This window comes from Kibdelosporangium philippinense, assembly GCF_021390435.2.
GTDB classification, from domain to species: domain Bacteria; phylum Actinomycetota; class Actinomycetes; order Mycobacteriales; family Pseudonocardiaceae; genus Kibdelosporangium; species Kibdelosporangium philippinense.
The window spans coordinates 900,431-915,182 of sequence record NZ_JAJVCN010000003.1 but is presented as its reverse complement, the minus strand read 5'-3'; the positions used below and the strand labels follow the sequence as shown (position 1 = coordinate 915,182).

The window sequence follows — 14,752 nt, the reverse complement described above, 5'->3', positions numbered from 1 at the left end:
TGGATCGGGGGTTCGTGTGTGGGTCACGGCGAGAAGACGGAAGAGCCGATGCCGCGGCCCGCCTCCAGGTCGCGATGTGCGCGTACGGCATCGGACAGGGCATAGCGCTGGTTGATGCCGATCTTGATCCGGCCGGACTCGACGTGGCCGAAGAGCTCTCCCGCCAACTCGGCGCGCTCCGCGGGGTCGGCGATGTAGTCGGCCAGCGCCGGGCGGGTGACGAACAGCGAGCCCTTGACGGCTAGCCGCATGGCATCGATCGGCGGGACGGGCCCCGACGCGGTTCCGAAGCACACCAACAGGCCGCGCCGGGCAAGCGAATCAAGGGAAGCCGAGAAAGTCGTCCGGCCGATACTGTCGAACACGACCGGCACACCGGCATCACCGGTGAGTTCCCGGACTCGTCCAGCCAGGTCCTCGCGTGTGTAGACCACCACGTGGTCGCAGCCGTGCGCCCGCGCTATCTCGGCCTTCTCATCCGTCGACACCGTGCCGATCACCGTGATACCCAGGAGTTTCGCCCACTGCGTGACGATCAGACCGACGCCGCCGGCCGCCGCGTGCAGCAGAACGGTGTCTCCAGGCTTCAGCGGGTGGATCCGGCGGAGCAGATAGGCCGCGGTGAGACCGCGCATGGTCATCGCGGCGGCGATGTCGAACGCGATCGCGTCCGGTAGCGCGATCAGTGGCGCGGCGGGCATCACGCGCTCGGTGCTGTAGGCCCCGAGTGGGCTGCCGGTGTAGGTGACGCGGTCGCCCTCCCGCACGTGGGCTACCCCTGGTCCGATGGCCTCGACCACACCGGCCGCTGCAACGCCCATGCCCGCGGGCAACTTGACCGGGTAAAGGCCGGTGCGGAAGTACGTGTCGGCGAAGTTCAGCCCGACCGCTTCATGGCGGACACGGACCTGGCCCGGACCTGGTTCGCCGACCTCGACGGTTTCCCATCGCATGACCTCGGGGCCACCTGTCTCGTAGTAGCGGACCGCGTGTGCCATGGCGTTCTCCTCAGGCCGGAATCGGATGACGCTCATCAGCCGCGTACAGCACGAACGGTAGGCAGCCTCGACGAGCGATACTTGTCCTGAGGTGACAGCCTTATATTCAATTCGGGACACGACATGAAAGTTTTGGCGCGCTACGCGGCACTGAACAGCTATGTCGAGGTCAGCCAATCGGTTGGTGTCGACCCGGCAGGGCTGATGAGGGGCGTCGGCCTCGACCCCGCCAGCTTGGGCTCTCCGGATCGCTGGGTCCCCGCTGCGGCGATCGCCAGGCTCCTCGAGCAGTCAGCGGCGGCATCTGGGCACCAGGACTTCGGCCTGAAGCTGGCCGAACGGCGACGGTTGGCCAACCTCGGGCCCCTGAGCCTGGTCATTCGTGAGGAGCCGGATCTCCGCAGCGCTCTCAGAATGCTGATCCGCCACGCGAACATGTACAACGAGGCACTGCGCATGCGCAGGTCCGTCACCAACGGGTTGACGACCGTGCGCATTCGGTTCGAATTCGGTGAACCGGTCGGGGCCAGGCAAGCGACGGAGCTCGCGGTGGGCGTGCTCTACCGGCTTCTGCGCGACCTCCTCGGCCCCCTGTGGCAACCGGTCACCGTGTGCTTCACGCACCCGGCACCGGTGGACGCGAGCACTCATCGAAAGTTCTTCGGGCCCATGCTCAAGTTCGAGCAGGAATTCGACGGGATCGTCTTCTATGCGAGCGATCTGGACACGCCGAACAAACTGTCGGACCCGCAGTTGCGCACCTATGCCCGGCAATTTCTCGACTCGCTCGGACTCGCGGAGGAAACGACGCCCCTCGATCGGGTCCGGGAACTCGTCGAGCTTCTGCTGCCCTCCGGCCGATGCTCGGTCGAGCATGTAGCGCGTAGCCTCGGCGTCGACCGCAGGACCGTCCACCGGCACCTCGCCGACGCGAACGAGACGTTTTCGTCGGTGCTGAACTCGATACGGGCCGAACTAGCCGACCAGATGGTGAGCAGCCGGCGTTACTCCCTGACCGAGATCGCCACTCTGCTGTCCTTCTCCTCGTCGAGCAACTTCTCTCGCTGGTTCCGAGGGCAATTCGGCTGCACCCCCAGCCACTGGCGCGCCGAAAAACAACACGCACTCCCCAGGTGAAACAGGGTTCCGCCGGTCTATGACACTCTTTTCTGGCAGGAAGACGACGTTTCGCCGCCGTGCTTGACTGGATGGTCGGTCGTATGGTGGGAGCGTGAGTGAATCGGGCGAGGTTTCGTATCCGCAGCCGCCGTGGCGGATGAGTGGGCGGCTTTGGATGGTTTTTCCCCGGACTGTGGATGATGTGGATGTTCCTGGGGATCTGTCCGCGGTTGGGGGTCGGCGCCGCGCAGCTGTCGGGTTGGTCCGGTATGAGACCGGGACTGTGGTTTACGACGAGCTGGCTGTTGGGGTTCTTGTTCGTCGTGGGCTTCAGGTTGGGATTCTGGCCACGAGTGTGTGGGTCAATGATTCCGCTTCGTTGTGGGGTGGGCGGCGGATGTGGGGCGTTCCCAAGTACCTCGCGACGTTTGATTGGGACGGGCCGACTGTTTCGATCCGGCGGGATGGTCAATTGCTGGCCGAGTTGACGGTCGGTGCGAGTTCTCGGTGGCGTGTTCCGTTGCCGTCCATGCCTTCTGGTGGGTTTGGCGAGATCGATGGTCAGCGCGTGCACCTTCCCGCGCGACTCAAGGCCACTGCCGGTTCGACGAGGGTTGACATCCGCCGATGGGAGGCGCCGCTGCCTGCCCTTGCCGAGACCGAGGGGCTGCGGGCTTTCGCCGCGAACCCCTGCAGGTTCACTTTTCCGGCAGGACGGGTCGTCGGGGCTGCGGAGCCGAGTCCGACAACGCTCTGATCAGGCTGCGAGGAGCTTGCGGTCCAAGAGGCGCATGGACGTTCGGAAGGTGCGGGCGAACCCAGGCAGTGACATGCGGACGGCTGCTCGGTACACGGGGTTGCCGTCGGTTGCGATCGTCCAGCGCAGTCGGGTGCCTGTGGCGGTGGGGGACATTCGCCACTCTTCCATCAGTGCAGTCATTCCCAGGATGTTGGTGCGGTCCATCCGGACCGCGTAGCGCTCGTCGGGGTCTGCCGCGAGGACCGTTTCCCAGAACTGGCCGCCGCCTCGCAGGTGCACCTGATATCCGTCACGCGTCGGTACAACTTTCACCACCGGGACGAACCAGTCGGGCCATTGCTCGAATCCGGTGCCGACGTGGAAGTTGGGCACGCTGCCCGCGACCACCCCGACCAGTGTGTTGAACGATGTCGCGGCGACCGACGTCAACCACGCGTGGGCTGTCGGCAGCGACAAATACGACGTTTCCGATATGTACAACACCGGTGAACCGCTTGCCGTGCAATGGAACGGCACCTAGTGGTCACGGATGACGCTTCCTGACATCAAGTGGAAGGGGTCATTCAGGCACGTCGCGGCCAGCTCTCCCACGGATGTCTGGGCTGTCGGCGGGCCGATGTCGCACGGTATTGACGACAACATCACCAAGGTTCTGCATTACGACGGCGTCTCGTGGAGAGAGGTGCCGTTCCCCGCTGGCGAGACGCCGAGCCGGATGACAATCACCGACATCGCCGCGGTGAGTGGGCGGCTTTGGCTGATCGGCCAGCGGGGTACTCCTGCTGTCATCCAGGAATGGGATGGCACGGTTTGGCGGTCGCATCAGCCGCCGAGCGAGTGCGTGTTCGGCGGGAGCGGGCCTGGTGACATGCCGAACTTCTGCAACTTCGCCGGCATCACGGCGTTTTCGCAGAACGACATCTGGGTTGCCGGGAATGGCTCTTGGTCCGGGTTCGCTGTTGTCCCACTGGAACGGCACGTCCTGGCGTTCAGTCAAGGTTGGCATCAATGGACAACCGCTCGCGCTGACGTCGGTCAGCGGGAAGTCGTCGCGCGACCTGTGGGCCGTTGGCAGCACTGTCCAGCAGGGCGGCAGCACCTGGTTGTGCACGGGGATGGCAAGACGTGGGAGACCGTTGCCGCGCCGAAATCTCTGCTGCCGGGTGTCGCCGTCGACAACGCTGGCAACCCTTGTGTGATCCAGAATTTCCCGCCGGAGCAGCGGTCGACGTTGGCGACTTACGACCGCGGGTGGATCGAGACACCCGTTCCGCTGCCTGCCGGGACCGTTGCCGTCAGCATGAAAAGCATTGCGGCCGTTCCGGGCAGCGATGTGATGTTCGCCGTCGGCACGGCCGATCTGCCTACCAGTCCTCGGAAGGTGCAAGCCGTTGTGATGCGACGTCAGTAGAGGTTCTGACGGTAGTCCAGGTTGGTTCCGGCTCGGGTCATCCGCTCGTTGACCAAGGCTCGGATTGTGCGGGCCGCAAGGCCTTTGGATTCGTTGAGTTTCACGTGTGCCGTCCAGATTTCCGACGGCCGCGGGAGCTCGGCGGGGTCGATGTGGTGCTCGGCGTTCCAGAGGTCGGCGTCGCGCAGCGCCGGGCTGTCGGCGAGGTGGACGGACGAAGTCTCGACCACAAGCACAGCTTTGGGAGTACGGCCGCGTTCGGACATTGATTCGCGCAGCGCGAGATCCGTCGTGATCCTTGCCGTGCCGGTGATTTCCAGAGTCCGGTTGTCGCCGGGTGCGACGGCGACGATCGCTATCTCGGGCTGTTCAAGGATGTTGTGGAACGTGTCGGTGCGACGGTTGCCAGGGCGCTCGGCGATCGCGATGGTCGACGGGCCGATTTGGCGGATGACTTGTGGATCGCCTTTGGGACTGGCGTCCGCGTTGCCGTTGCCGTCTCGCGAGGTGATCACCGCGAATGGCGCGGCTGCAAGGAAATCGTCGCCAGGGGAAGTAGCTGGCCCCCACAGGTTCGAGCGGATTATCGCCTTGCCGCAGTGCAGGAATGCTTCTTCGACCGCGAGGCCGTCCGTTTCGACGGTTCCGTTGATTCGCAACGTTTCCCGCCAGCCTGGGAGCAGCACCAGGAGTGCGGCGCCTTTGCCGGGCGCGGCTTCTGGCGGCATGGGCAGCTTCAGACGTGACGGTGTTTCCGGGATCGCGAACCCTGGGGTGCCGCCGATCAGTGTGGCGCGCGGTTTGCCTTCGGTGTCGACGTAGCCGAGTACGGCCGCGGGCGAACGGGAGGAGCGTGACGCAGTTCGGGTCGAGGCGGTCGATCGACTTCATCATCACCGGCAGCATCCTGCTGCCGACCGCGTTCTCCAACTCCGTCACATCGCAGATGACCTCCATGGAGTTAGGCTAGCCTAACTAGGCCGGACGTGAGGAAGTCGAAGGCTGCGTTCGCGCGGGTCACGGCCGCTGGGTGAACTTCGTCGGCGGTGGCGCCAGCGTGGATTTCCATGGCGTTGTGGGTGCCGAGGATCCGCTGCGCGCCGAAGAGTTCGGCCGCGAGGAGCCGCGCGGAGAAGTTGTTCGTGAGCTGGCCGGATGCCAGTAGTTCGGTGACCAGTCGCTGTTCCTGGTCGATCATGTAGAAGGCCAGGCGGGCCATCAGCGACGGCGTTGTGTACAGCAGGTTGTGGAACGTGATCGCCGACGGGGTGTCGTTCAGGCCGGTCAGCGGGTCCCGGTCGGTGAGGCGGTCGAGGAAGCTCGCGTGCAGCGCGGTCAGCGCGGGGACGCCTGGGTTGTCACGGACGACCTCCGCTGGGCCTCTTGAGTCCAGGAAACGGTGCAGGACCAGGTCTTCCTTGGTGGAGAAGTAGGCGAACAGAGTCGGTTTGGACACCTCCGCGGCCGCCGCGATGTCCGCGACCGTGACGCTGTCGAACCCCGCTTTTTCGAACAGGGCGAAGGCCGCTTCCGTGATCGCCTCCCGGGTGCGGGCCTTCTTGCGCTCGCGCAGACCTGGTTCCTGCATGGGATGAGGGTAGTCATGGCTTCCCCGGTTAACAACTTGACCGAGTTGTATAGTTAACTGAGTTAGATTTTTAACTCCGGCAAGATGGGGGCCTGGTGGACGCTGAGATTCGCGCTGAGCGCGACTACATGGACGTGTGCCGGGCCCAGCTCGCGCGCATGCGTGCCGAGGTCAGCACGATGCTGGAGACAGGCGCGGGCGAGGGCGAAGCCGTTGCGGACAAGTACTTCAACCACGTGCTACGCCAGTTCCGCATCCAGGTGGTCGAGGAACTGTCCGATGTCGAAGGCGCGCCACTCTTCTTCGGGCGCCTCGGCTATCCGAACGCTGATCTTGTGTACATCGGGCGGCGTGGTGTCCGTGACGATGACGGCGAGCCGATGGTCATCGACTGGCGCGCCCCGGTCGCGCGGGCGTTCTACGAGGCCGAGCCGGTGGGCGTCCAGGTCCGGAGGCGATACGGCTTCGACCGCGACGGCGTGTTGACGGCGTTCGAAGACGAACCGATCGACCGTGATGTCAAGTCCAGCAGGTTGCTGGCCGCTGAGATCGAGCGGCCGCGCAAGGGACCGATGCGCGACATCGTGGCCACGATCCAGCCCGAACAGATGAGCCTTGTGCGCGCGCCGATGGACCGGACACTCTGCATCCAGGGCGCGCCCGGCACGGGCAAGACTGCCGTGGGGCTGCATCGGCTGGCATATCTGCTCTACAGCGAGCGGGAACGTCTTCGTAAGGGCGGCGGGGTCGCGGTCATCGGGCCCAACCGCTCTTTTCTGGCGTACATCCGCAATGTTCTGCCTGCTCTTGGTGAAGTAGCGGTTTCGCGGACAACCATCGACGAGCTCATCGGCGCGGACCGCAAGGTCGAACGGGTCGACGAGCCAGCGGCGGCACGGGTCAAAGGCGATGCCCGGATGGCTGAGGTCATTCGACGCCATCTGTGGTCACGGATCCAGCCGCTCGACGAGCCTGTGGAGGTCAAGCACCAGCACCGCACGTGGCGCTTGTCGCGTGAGGAACTCGCTGAGGAAGTCGATGGCGTGCTTGGGCGCGGGGTCGATTACGACGCCGGACGCGAGTTGTTGGCGCAACGGCTGGCGCATCTTGTTCTGCGGCAGATGGAACGGGCCGGGAACCCGAGTTCGACGCTGCTTCAGCTTCGGCGGCACAAGGCGATCAACCAGGCCGTCGGAAAGATGTGGCCCGCAGCCGATCCCGCGCGCATCGTCTTCGATCTTCTTACCGACCAAGCACTTCTGGCTCGGGCCGCGGACGGCATTCTTTCCGCTGACGAACAGCGCGCGATCGTTGTCCCCAAGTCGCGCAGTGTGAAGGCGATGCGGTGGAGCAGCCTTGATCTGGCTCTCATCGACGAGCTGGTTGAACGGCCGGGGAAACTCGGTCACGTCATGGTCGACGAGGCGCAGGACCTCAGCCCCATGCAGTTCCGGGCGATCTCCCGGCGGATGGCGAGCTCGTGCACTGTCCTTGGCGACCTGGCGCAGGCGACGAGCCCGGCCGCGGTCAGGGACTGGGCCGAGGTTCTCACGCACCTTGACCGGCCGGACGGGCACATCGAGGAACTGACGCGCGGTTACCGCGTGCCCGCGCAGGTCATCGACTTCGCTGCCCGCCTGCTGCCGCACATCGCGCCGGAACTGAGCTCTCCCGCGTCGTTTCGTCAGGCTGACGACGCCCTCCGGATTGTCGAGACAACGCAGGAGTCGATGGTCGCGGCGACTATCGACGCCTGCGTTGTCGCGTTGGCTGGCGAGGGGTCGGTCGGGCTCATCGCTGCGGACGCCGACGTACCGGAACTTCATCTTGCCTTGTCGGACAACGGAATGAAGCACGCTGTGCTGGGCGTGGATGACGATGCCCGGCTGACTCTCGCGCCGGTGTCGCTGAGCAAAGGACTGGAGTTCGACACGGTCATCGTGATCGAACCGGCGAGCATCGTCGGGGCGGAACAGCGTGGCCTGCAACGGCTCTACGTCGCCCTGACTCGTGCCGTCAGCTCTCTGCACGTCATTCACGCCAGCCGCCTGCCGGAGCCGCTGATGCGAGAACCCGCGATGACTTGACATGGATAGTGGAACTCGCCACTATTGGAGAGTGACACTATCCAGAAAGACGCACCGGCACGACGGTGAGCTTGTCGTGTTCCTGATCGGCATGACCGTCAACAAGCCGTGGCGGCCGGACAAGTGGCTGCCGACGCTGATCGCCATGCCCCCGATGTTGCGGGAGCTCCAGAAGGACCCTGAGCTGGGTTTGCTCGGCTACCAGATGACCATCGGCAGCCGTGGCCCCACATTGATCCAGTACTGGAGTTCGCTCGAGAAGCTGTACGCGTACGCGACAAAGACCGACGCCGAACACCGACCCGCGTGGGCGAAGTTCAACCGTCGCGCGGCCAAGGCCAGCAGAGCGGTCGGGGTTTGGCACGAGACCTTCGTCGTCGACAAGCACGAGTCCGTCTACGTCGAGGCGCCCAAGATGGGCCTGGCCAAGGCGACCGAGCTCGTGGACGTCACGCGCAACTCGGCGCGGAACCGGATCACCAGCGCGGCCAAGGTCTAACTTGGAGGCATGCACACCGATTGGTTGCGTGACCAGACCAATGCCATGGCGGCCGCCGTCGACGGGCTCGACCCGGACAAGCGAGTGCCGACGTGTCCGGAGTGGTCAGTGCGCGATCTCGTCACGCACGTCGGAATGATTCAACGCCGGGCCACCTTGATCGTCCAAACCGGTGAAGCGGTCCCGTTTCACGACAAGGGCGAGATAGCCGGCGACTGGGGTCCGTGGCTCAAGGAAGGCGCCGACGAACTGGCACGTGCGGCAGAAGCGGCCGGGGCCAAGGAAGTCTGGTCGTTTGTCGGCGACCGGCGGCCCGCGTCCTTCTGGTTGCGCAGAATGTTGCACGACACCACGATTCACGCCGTCGACGCGGCGCTGACCGCGTAAACATCCTACGAAATTCCGGCAGCGCTGGCTGTCGACGGAATCGATGAGGGACTTGAGCTTCTCGGGCTGATGCAAGACATGATTCCCGCACTGGCGGAGCTTCGCGGGAACGGCGAGACGCTTCAGCTTTCCTCTACCCAGGGTGACGGGTGGCTGATCACCCGGACTCCGGCTGGCCCGCGGTGGAAACACACAGTGACCAGCGCGGCTGACGTGACAGTGGCCGGAAGTGTCCAGCAGTTGCTGCTGCTTTTCTACCGGCGCTTGGACCTTGCCGACGTCACGGTTTCCGGAGAACGGGAACTCATCGCCCATTGGCTGGCGCACACCGCACTCTGACAGAGCAATTACGTGCAGCCGTAAGGGTTTCACCTACTGGGCGACATTGACAGAGAATTTCTCTGCCGCTTACGTTCGCACCGTGGCGACTTCGGAACTGCTGGCAGCTGGGCCTTTCCACGAGGCACTGCGAGCGGCGATCAGTTCGAGCGGGCTGGCGCTCGACCGGATCCGCTACCGGCTGGGGCTACGAGACGTGTCGATCAGCGTGCCTACGCTGAGCAATTGGCAATCCGGCAGGCGCAGGCCGGAACGGGCGGAATCATTGCGAGCACTGGCCGAACTCGAGGTCGTGCTCGACCTTCCACCGGAGGCGTTGCGGTCATTGCTCGGGCCGCCGCGCCCGCGCGGCCGTGCCGCGCATCCCAAAGGACCAGAGGCGATGCTCAAAGCCTGGGGTCCACCGATCGAGCATTTGCTTGCCGGGGTGGACACCTCATCGGACGGCAGGCTGACCAGGCTGAGCCAGCACGACCGAATCGAAGTGGACGCCAACGGAAGGCTGGTCGAAGTGGCCAGCAGGCACGTGTTGCGCGCCAGCCACGACGGCGCGGACCGATGGATCGTGGTGTGGGACGCGGCAGGCGAAATCATCGCGGGCCAGCACTGCGCGGTGAGAACGGTGAACACCGACCGCGAAACCGGAATGACAGTAGCGGAATTGGTATTCGACGCCCCACTGGCGCGCGGCGAAACAATCATCATGGAGTACCGGATCGCGAACACGCTCCAGCCGGACACCTTCATCCGAAGGCTGCACCGAACAACCCGCGACTACGTGCTGGAAGCAAGGTTCGACCCAACAGCGATCCCCCTGCGCTGCGCCAAAATAGAATCCGAATCCTGGGACCTAACCCCAACCCCAACAGGAGCGGTCCACCTAATCGAATTCAACGCAACAGGCCCCCTAGGCCTCCGCTGGCAAATGTAACCAACCCGCGTAGACCCGCACGTCCTCGCGTGTGCACGGATCCCGCCCGCGTGTCCACCGGCTCCGTCATGGTGTGTTGAACGCGCGAGCGGCGCACAGCGAGTACCAGCCGCGCTGGAAGCGAGTCGAGCAGTTTGACACACCGTGACGGAACGGTGGACACGCGCCAGGGCGGAGCAATGCAAGACGCCCTGAAGTGCAAGCCCCGAAGCGCAAAGAACACCGCTGGAACAAGACACGCCCGCAAGCAACGGTCAACACGGTGTGCCGCAACGGTGGACACGGTCTTCAGCAAAGGTGGACACGGTGTGCCGGAACGGTGGACACGGTCTTCAGGAACGGTGGACACGACCCGCTTGGTAAAAGTGATATCAGTTTGCTAGGTTGGCGATATGAGTACCGATATCGTCGAGATGCCCGCACCCCGGGTGCGGGAACGTAACGCCACCGAACGCAACGGTCTGCCGATCGCCGGGATCGCCTTCATCGGCGAGCTCGTCGGGGCCGGACTGTTGGTCTTCGCCGTCATACAAACCGTCGAAGGCAGCAAACCCCTCGGCATCACCATGATCGTCCTAGTAGCCCTACTGATCCTTGCCGCGACAACGGTGTCCATCGGTCTGACGATCGTTGAGCCGGGCGAGGCTCGTGTGCTGCAGTTCCTCGGCCGGTACGTGGGAACAGTCCGGACGTCCGGCCTGCGCTGGGTGAATCCGTTTACCACGCGGGCAAAGGTGTCCACCAGGATCCGGAACCACGAGACCGCGGTGATGAAGGTCAACGAGCTGGACGGCAACCCGATCGAGATCGCGGCCGTGGTCGTCTGGCAGGTGCAGGACACGGCGCGGGCGATGTTCGAGGTGGACAACTTCGTCCAGTTCGTCGGCACGCAGACCGAGACCGCGATCAGGCACATCGCCAACAGCTACCCGTACGACTCGCACGGCTCGGACGCGCTTTCGTTGCGTGACAACGCCGACGAGATCACCGAGAAGCTGTCCGCGGAGATCAGCGCGCGGGTCGAGCCGGCTGGTGTGCGGGTGATCGAATCCAGGCTGACGCACCTCGCGTACGCTCCGGAGATCGCCCAGGCCATGCTCCGCCGTCAGCAGGCAGGCGCGGTTGTCGCCGCGCGCCAGCTTGTCGTCGAAGGCGCGGTCGGGATGGTCGAGCTGGCGCTGGACCGGCTGGCCCAGCACGACATCGTCGAACTCGACGAGGAACGGAAGGCCGCCATGGTGAGCAACTTGCTGGTGGTCCTGTGCGGAGACCGGGACGCCCAACCTGTGGTGAACACCGGCTCTCTCTACCAATGAGGTTGTTGTGGCGGAACGCAAAAGCGTCCTGTTGCGACTGGATCCCGCGGTACACGACGCATTGGCCCGGTGGGCGAACGACGAACTGCGCAGTACCAACGCGCAGATCGAGTTCCTGCTACGCCGGGCCCTGTCGGAAGCGGGCCGGATGCCAAGTGCGGCAAGCAAGCAACGGCGTCAGGGTAGGCCCCGTAAGGACGAAAAGTGACTTTTGCTACTTTGCGCAACACAGCATGCGCACGGCTTGGGCCGGTCGGGCAGGAATCTGACTTTCCGTAACCTGCCCGTAATTGGTATACCAGCTCGCGGATACCTCTCAATACCGTACGTGACCAGCGACTTTCCTCCTTTTGCGAAGTGAATCCGGACCTTCGTTCTGCCACAGTTGGTAGTGGGAGGTGGTGCGCTGTGTCACCGACATCTAATGACCGTGCGCACGTGCGCGCACTGTTGCAACCTGGAGAAGAGATCAGCTATTTGTTTCCCGCCTCGATGGTCGGCGGGCCATACAGCTCATCGCACTTCCTCGTCGCCGTCACCGACTCTTCGATCACCGTGCTGGACACCGGGCTGGGTGGCCGCACGAGGCCGAACGCGGTGTGGCGGAGGTATCCGAGGCATACCAAGCTCGGGCCGGTCGATCTGAGTGTGATACCTGAATTCCAGCTCGGCGGCCGCGTGTACGAGGTCGACGAGGAGTACGTGGCCGAGATCAACGCGGCTGACGCCGAATGGTCGGCTGATGCCATGCCCCCGGATCCGCTGCCGCACTTATGAGTTAACTTGTGCGCGTGGAGGAAGACGCAGGGCTCGACGACCTGATGGGTGTCGAGGACAGGGCCACTGGAGCGCGAAAGGCGCAGCTGCCGAAGTTGCGTGCGTTCTGGCACGCGGCGACGCGCGGGCGCTACTGGCCTGCGACGGTCATTGTCGCCTTGGCGTTCGTCAGCGTGCTGATCTATTTCGCGGTCGGCCTCATCGCGGGTTTCTTCGACGGCTTCGTGGAATAGCGGTCAGCGGATCGGCTGGCCAGTCGTGCTTGGGGTATCGGCCCCGGAGTTCGGCTCGGACCTGCGGGTATCCGTTCGCCCAGAACGATTCCAGGTCGTCGGTGACCGCTGTGGGCCGTCCGGCGGGTGTCAGCAGGTGCAGCTGCACCGTGACTGTGCCGTCGGCGATGACCGGTGCCTGCCGCCAGCCGAAGATCTCTTGCAGGCGCACGGCAAGCACGGGCCGTTCGCCGTCGTAGTCAACCGCGATCCGTGATCCGGACGGGACTTCGATCCGCTCCGGCGCGAGCTCGTCCAGCCGGGTCGCCGCTGGCCACGGCAGCATCGCCCGCAATGGGTTGATCTTGTTGAGATCCTTGCGGTTCCGCGCGCCGGTTACCTCCACTGTGGACAGTATCGACTCCTGGTCGACGGCTGGCCACGGCTCACCGAGCGCGCGGTGCAGCAGCGCCATCCTCGCGTGCAGCTTCGGGTCCCAGTCCAAGATCGACAGGCCTTCGGCGCGGATCGCGTCGCGCAGTGCGGCTTCGACGTCCGTTTGGGCCGGGTTCGGCAGGGGTTTCTCGGTCAAGGTGATCGCGCCGAGCCGGCTTGTCCGCCGTGCGACGACGTCGCCTTGCCAGAACACTTCGTCCTTTTCGGACAAACCGATGATCTCGGTTGCCAGGTCGAGGTCCGCGGCCGCGGCAAGCCGCACCCTGCCATGCTTTTCGCCCGGTTTGCGGTCGGCTATCGCGATCGCGAGCCATTCCCGGTGGTCCAGGCCGGTCCCCGGCGGCAGTTCGACCGCTGTGCCGCTGGCCATCAGGTAGACGCGAGATTCGGCAGCGCGTCTTCTGGCCAGGCGTTCGGGATACGCGAGCGCGACCACCTTCGCTGGATCGCTTGGGGCATCGGTGTGCGGGACCATCGCCGCGAGGCGCTGGGACTCCCGTCGCCATCGCTGCGAGCTCTTCACCTTGCGCAGGGCCGTTTCCAGGTCGACGTTGTCTGTGAGCGTGTCGTCGTCCAGCAGAGCGATCACGTCCGCTGCCTGCTTGCCGCCGTCCAGCAACGCCCTCGCCAGGCGTGGGTGCAGGCCGACGTCGGCCATCTTGCAGCCGCGATCCGTTGGTGTGCCGTCGTTGTTCAACGCGTGAAGGTCGTGCAAGACCGATTGCCCGGCCTTCAGCGCGCCTTCCGGCGGTGCGTCCCACCAGCGCAGCGCGGACCCGTCCGGCGTGCCCCAGCAGGCCAGTTCCAGCGCCAGCCTGGTCAGGTCGGCGACCCGGATCTCCGGCTCCGGATATCGGGGCAGCGTGGACTGTTCGTGCTCTGGCCAGCAGCGATACACCCGACCGGGTGCTTCCCGGCCCGCTCGGCCGGCTCGCTGGTCGGCCACGGCGGCCGACGTACGCACGGTGGCCAAACCCGGCAGGCCACGGCGATGATCCACTCTGGGCACGCGTGACATCCCGGAGTCGACCACCGCGCGTACGCCAGGGACAGTCAGGCTCGACTCCGCCACGGCCGTCGCCAGCACCACCCGCTGTCCCGTTGCTGGTTGTAGGGCTGCGTCCTGGTCCTTGGCGGCCAGGCGGCCGTGCAGCGTGACCACGTTCACGCCGCCGAGCATCTGCCGTACCCGGTTGATCTCGGCCGCACCAGGCAAGAAGACCAGGACATCACCGTCCGTTTCGGACAATGCCTGCCTCGTCGCCCGCGCCACACACGCCTCAGGCCGTTCGCCTCTCAGGGGTGGCAGGTACGTCGTCTGGGTCGGGTAGGTGCGTGCTTCGACCTTGAGCACGGGCGCGTTGTCGAGGATCACCGCCAGCGGTTCTGCTGCCACGGTCGCACTCGTTGCCAGCAGTTTCAGGTCCGGACGCAGGGCTCGGGCGTCGGCCAGCAGTGCGAGCAGCAGGTCCGCGTCGAGGTGGCGTTCGTGACACTCGTCGAGCAGCACGGTGTCCACACCGGACAGTTCGGGATCGTGCTGGATCCGCCGGACAAGGAGACCTGACGTGACGACTTCGATCCGGGTGTCCTTCGACGTTTTCCGGTCGCCGCGCACGGCGTAGCCGACCGTCCGGCCGACCGGTTCACCCAGCAGGGAAGCCATCCTGGCCGCTGCGGCACGGGCCGCCAGCCTGCGTGGCTCGGCCACGATCATCCGGCCGGGCAGGGCCAACGGGACCACTGTGGTCTTGCCTGTACCGGGCGGGGCCACCAGGATCGTGGTGCCGTGCTGCGCCAGCGTGCGGGTCAGTTCTGGCAGTACAGCCCGGATGGGCAGATCGGGAAGGTTCATTCGGTCGGGTCACGTCG

At 65.0% G+C, this 14,752-nt stretch carries 17 protein-coding genes; 12 read left to right on the top strand and 5 right to left on the bottom strand.

Features of this window, described 5'->3' with window-relative positions; genetic code table 11:
- Positions 1 to 23 precede the first annotated feature (23 nt).
- A complete protein-coding gene (locus tag LWC34_RS36185) occupies positions 24 to 998 on the bottom strand; it encodes a quinone oxidoreductase family protein (RefSeq protein ID WP_233729749.1) in 975 nt (324 codons plus the stop codon).
- 123 nt (positions 999 to 1,121) lie between these two features.
- On the opposite strand from LWC34_RS36185, the gene LWC34_RS36180 reads away from it, so the two are divergent.
- Positions 1,122 to 2,135, top strand: coding sequence for an AraC family transcriptional regulator (locus LWC34_RS36180; RefSeq protein ID WP_233729748.1), 1,014 nt, complete (start codon positions 1,122 to 1,124; stop codon positions 2,133 to 2,135).
- A gap of 94 nt (positions 2,136 to 2,229) precedes the next feature.
- Positions 2,230 to 2,874 (top strand): acetoacetate decarboxylase family protein, encoded by a 645-nt coding sequence (locus LWC34_RS36175; RefSeq protein ID WP_233729747.1) that lies wholly within the window; start codon positions 2,230 to 2,232, stop codon positions 2,872 to 2,874.
- Here LWC34_RS36175 and LWC34_RS36170 read toward each other — a convergent pair whose 3' ends face one another.
- A complete protein-coding gene (locus LWC34_RS36170; RefSeq protein ID WP_233729746.1) occupies positions 2,875 to 3,360 on the bottom strand; it encodes an SRPBCC family protein in 486 nt (161 codons plus the stop codon).
- A 46-nt stretch (positions 3,361 to 3,406) separates the two neighbouring features.
- Here LWC34_RS36170 and LWC34_RS36165 point away from each other — a divergent pair, with 46 nt between their 5' ends.
- Positions 3,407 to 4,288, top strand: coding sequence for a hypothetical protein (locus LWC34_RS36165; protein ID WP_233729745.1), 882 nt, complete (start codon positions 3,407 to 3,409; stop codon positions 4,286 to 4,288).
- Here the strand turns inward: LWC34_RS36165 and LWC34_RS36160 are convergent.
- The gene (locus LWC34_RS36160; protein ID WP_233729744.1) at positions 4,282 to 5,016 is read right to left on the bottom strand and encodes a pyridoxamine 5'-phosphate oxidase family protein; all 735 of its coding nucleotides are present in this window, start codon (positions 5,014 to 5,016) and stop codon (positions 4,282 to 4,284) included. The two genes, LWC34_RS36165 and LWC34_RS36160, sit on opposite strands and share 7 nt — an antisense overlap.
- Before the next feature lie 233 nt (positions 5,017 to 5,249).
- On the bottom strand, positions 5,250 to 5,876 hold the full coding sequence (locus LWC34_RS36155) for a TetR/AcrR family transcriptional regulator (protein WP_233729743.1): 627 nt from the start codon (positions 5,874 to 5,876) through the stop codon (positions 5,250 to 5,252).
- A 95-nt stretch (positions 5,877 to 5,971) separates the two neighbouring features.
- On the opposite strand from LWC34_RS36155, the gene LWC34_RS36150 reads away from it, so the two are divergent.
- The 9 genes from LWC34_RS36150 to LWC34_RS36110 all read left to right on the top strand — a co-directional run bounded on the left by LWC34_RS36150 (position 5,972) and on the right by LWC34_RS36110 (position 12,445).
- The gene (locus LWC34_RS36150) at positions 5,972 to 7,963 is read left to right on the top strand and encodes a HelD family protein (protein WP_233729742.1); all 1,992 of its coding nucleotides are present in this window, start codon (positions 5,972 to 5,974) and stop codon (positions 7,961 to 7,963) included.
- Positions 7,964 to 7,994: 31 nt separating this feature from the next.
- Positions 7,995 to 8,462 carry a DUF4188 domain-containing protein gene (locus LWC34_RS36145; RefSeq protein WP_233729741.1) on the top strand — a complete coding sequence of 156 codons (468 nt, stop codon included), beginning with the start codon at positions 7,995 to 7,997 and terminating at the stop codon, positions 8,460 to 8,462.
- A 9-nt stretch (positions 8,463 to 8,471) separates the two neighbouring features.
- The gene (locus LWC34_RS36140; protein ID WP_233729740.1) at positions 8,472 to 8,849 is read left to right on the top strand and encodes a maleylpyruvate isomerase family mycothiol-dependent enzyme; all 378 of its coding nucleotides are present in this window, start codon (positions 8,472 to 8,474) and stop codon (positions 8,847 to 8,849) included.
- Positions 8,850 to 8,861: 12 nt separating this feature from the next.
- Positions 8,862 to 9,188 carry a hypothetical protein gene (locus LWC34_RS36135; RefSeq protein ID WP_308200213.1) on the top strand — a complete coding sequence of 109 codons (327 nt, stop codon included), beginning with the start codon at positions 8,862 to 8,864 and terminating at the stop codon, positions 9,186 to 9,188.
- An 82-nt stretch (positions 9,189 to 9,270) separates the two neighbouring features.
- A complete protein-coding gene (locus LWC34_RS36130) occupies positions 9,271 to 10,119 on the top strand; it encodes a hypothetical protein (protein ID WP_233729738.1) in 849 nt (282 codons plus the stop codon).
- 392 nt (positions 10,120 to 10,511) lie between these two features.
- Complete coding sequence (locus LWC34_RS36125; RefSeq protein WP_233729737.1) at positions 10,512 to 11,435, top strand: SPFH domain-containing protein; 924 nt, start codon at positions 10,512 to 10,514, stop codon at positions 11,433 to 11,435.
- Positions 11,436 to 11,442: 7 nt separating this feature from the next.
- A complete protein-coding gene (locus tag LWC34_RS36120; protein ID WP_233729736.1) occupies positions 11,443 to 11,643 on the top strand; it encodes a type II toxin-antitoxin system antitoxin in 201 nt (66 codons plus the stop codon).
- A 230-nt stretch (positions 11,644 to 11,873) separates the two neighbouring features.
- The gene (locus LWC34_RS36115) at positions 11,874 to 12,212 is read left to right on the top strand and encodes a hypothetical protein (protein ID WP_233729735.1); all 339 of its coding nucleotides are present in this window, start codon (positions 11,874 to 11,876) and stop codon (positions 12,210 to 12,212) included.
- Positions 12,213 to 12,226: 14 nt separating this feature from the next.
- Positions 12,227 to 12,445 (top strand): hypothetical protein, encoded by a 219-nt coding sequence (locus LWC34_RS36110; RefSeq protein ID WP_233729734.1) that lies wholly within the window; start codon positions 12,227 to 12,229, stop codon positions 12,443 to 12,445.
- On the opposite strand, the gene hrpB is transcribed toward LWC34_RS36110, so the two are convergent.
- Positions 12,411 to 14,735 carry an ATP-dependent helicase HrpB gene (gene hrpB / locus LWC34_RS36105; protein WP_233729733.1) on the bottom strand — a complete coding sequence of 775 codons (2,325 nt, stop codon included), beginning with the start codon at positions 14,733 to 14,735 and terminating at the stop codon, positions 12,411 to 12,413. The genes LWC34_RS36110 and hrpB overlap by 35 nt on opposite strands.
- Positions 14,736 to 14,752 lie beyond the last annotated feature (17 nt).

What these genes read in the sequence shown, in the direction of transcription:
- hrpB (WP_233729733.1), bottom strand. Translation starts at nt 14,735, where the DNA reads ATGAACCTTCCCGATCTGCCCATCCGGGCTGTACTGCCAGAACTGACC.
- LWC34_RS36160 (WP_233729744.1), bottom strand. Translation starts at nt 5,016, where the DNA reads ATGCCGCCAGAAGCCGCGCCCGGCAAAGGCGCCGCACTCCTGGTGCTG.
- LWC34_RS36185 (WP_233729749.1), bottom strand. Translation starts at nt 998, where the DNA reads ATGGCACACGCGGTCCGCTACTACGAGACAGGTGGCCCCGAGGTCATG.
- LWC34_RS36165 (WP_233729745.1), top strand. Translation starts at nt 3,407, where the DNA reads ATGACGCTTCCTGACATCAAGTGGAAGGGGTCATTCAGGCACGTCGCG.
- LWC34_RS36125 (WP_233729737.1), top strand. Translation starts at nt 10,512, where the DNA reads ATGAGTACCGATATCGTCGAGATGCCCGCACCCCGGGTGCGGGAACGT.
- LWC34_RS36140 (WP_233729740.1), top strand. Translation starts at nt 8,472, where the DNA reads ATGCACACCGATTGGTTGCGTGACCAGACCAATGCCATGGCGGCCGCC.
- LWC34_RS36180 (WP_233729748.1), top strand. Translation starts at nt 1,122, where the DNA reads ATGAAAGTTTTGGCGCGCTACGCGGCACTGAACAGCTATGTCGAGGTC.
- LWC34_RS36155 (WP_233729743.1), bottom strand. Translation starts at nt 5,876, where the DNA reads ATGCAGGAACCAGGTCTGCGCGAGCGCAAGAAGGCCCGCACCCGGGAG.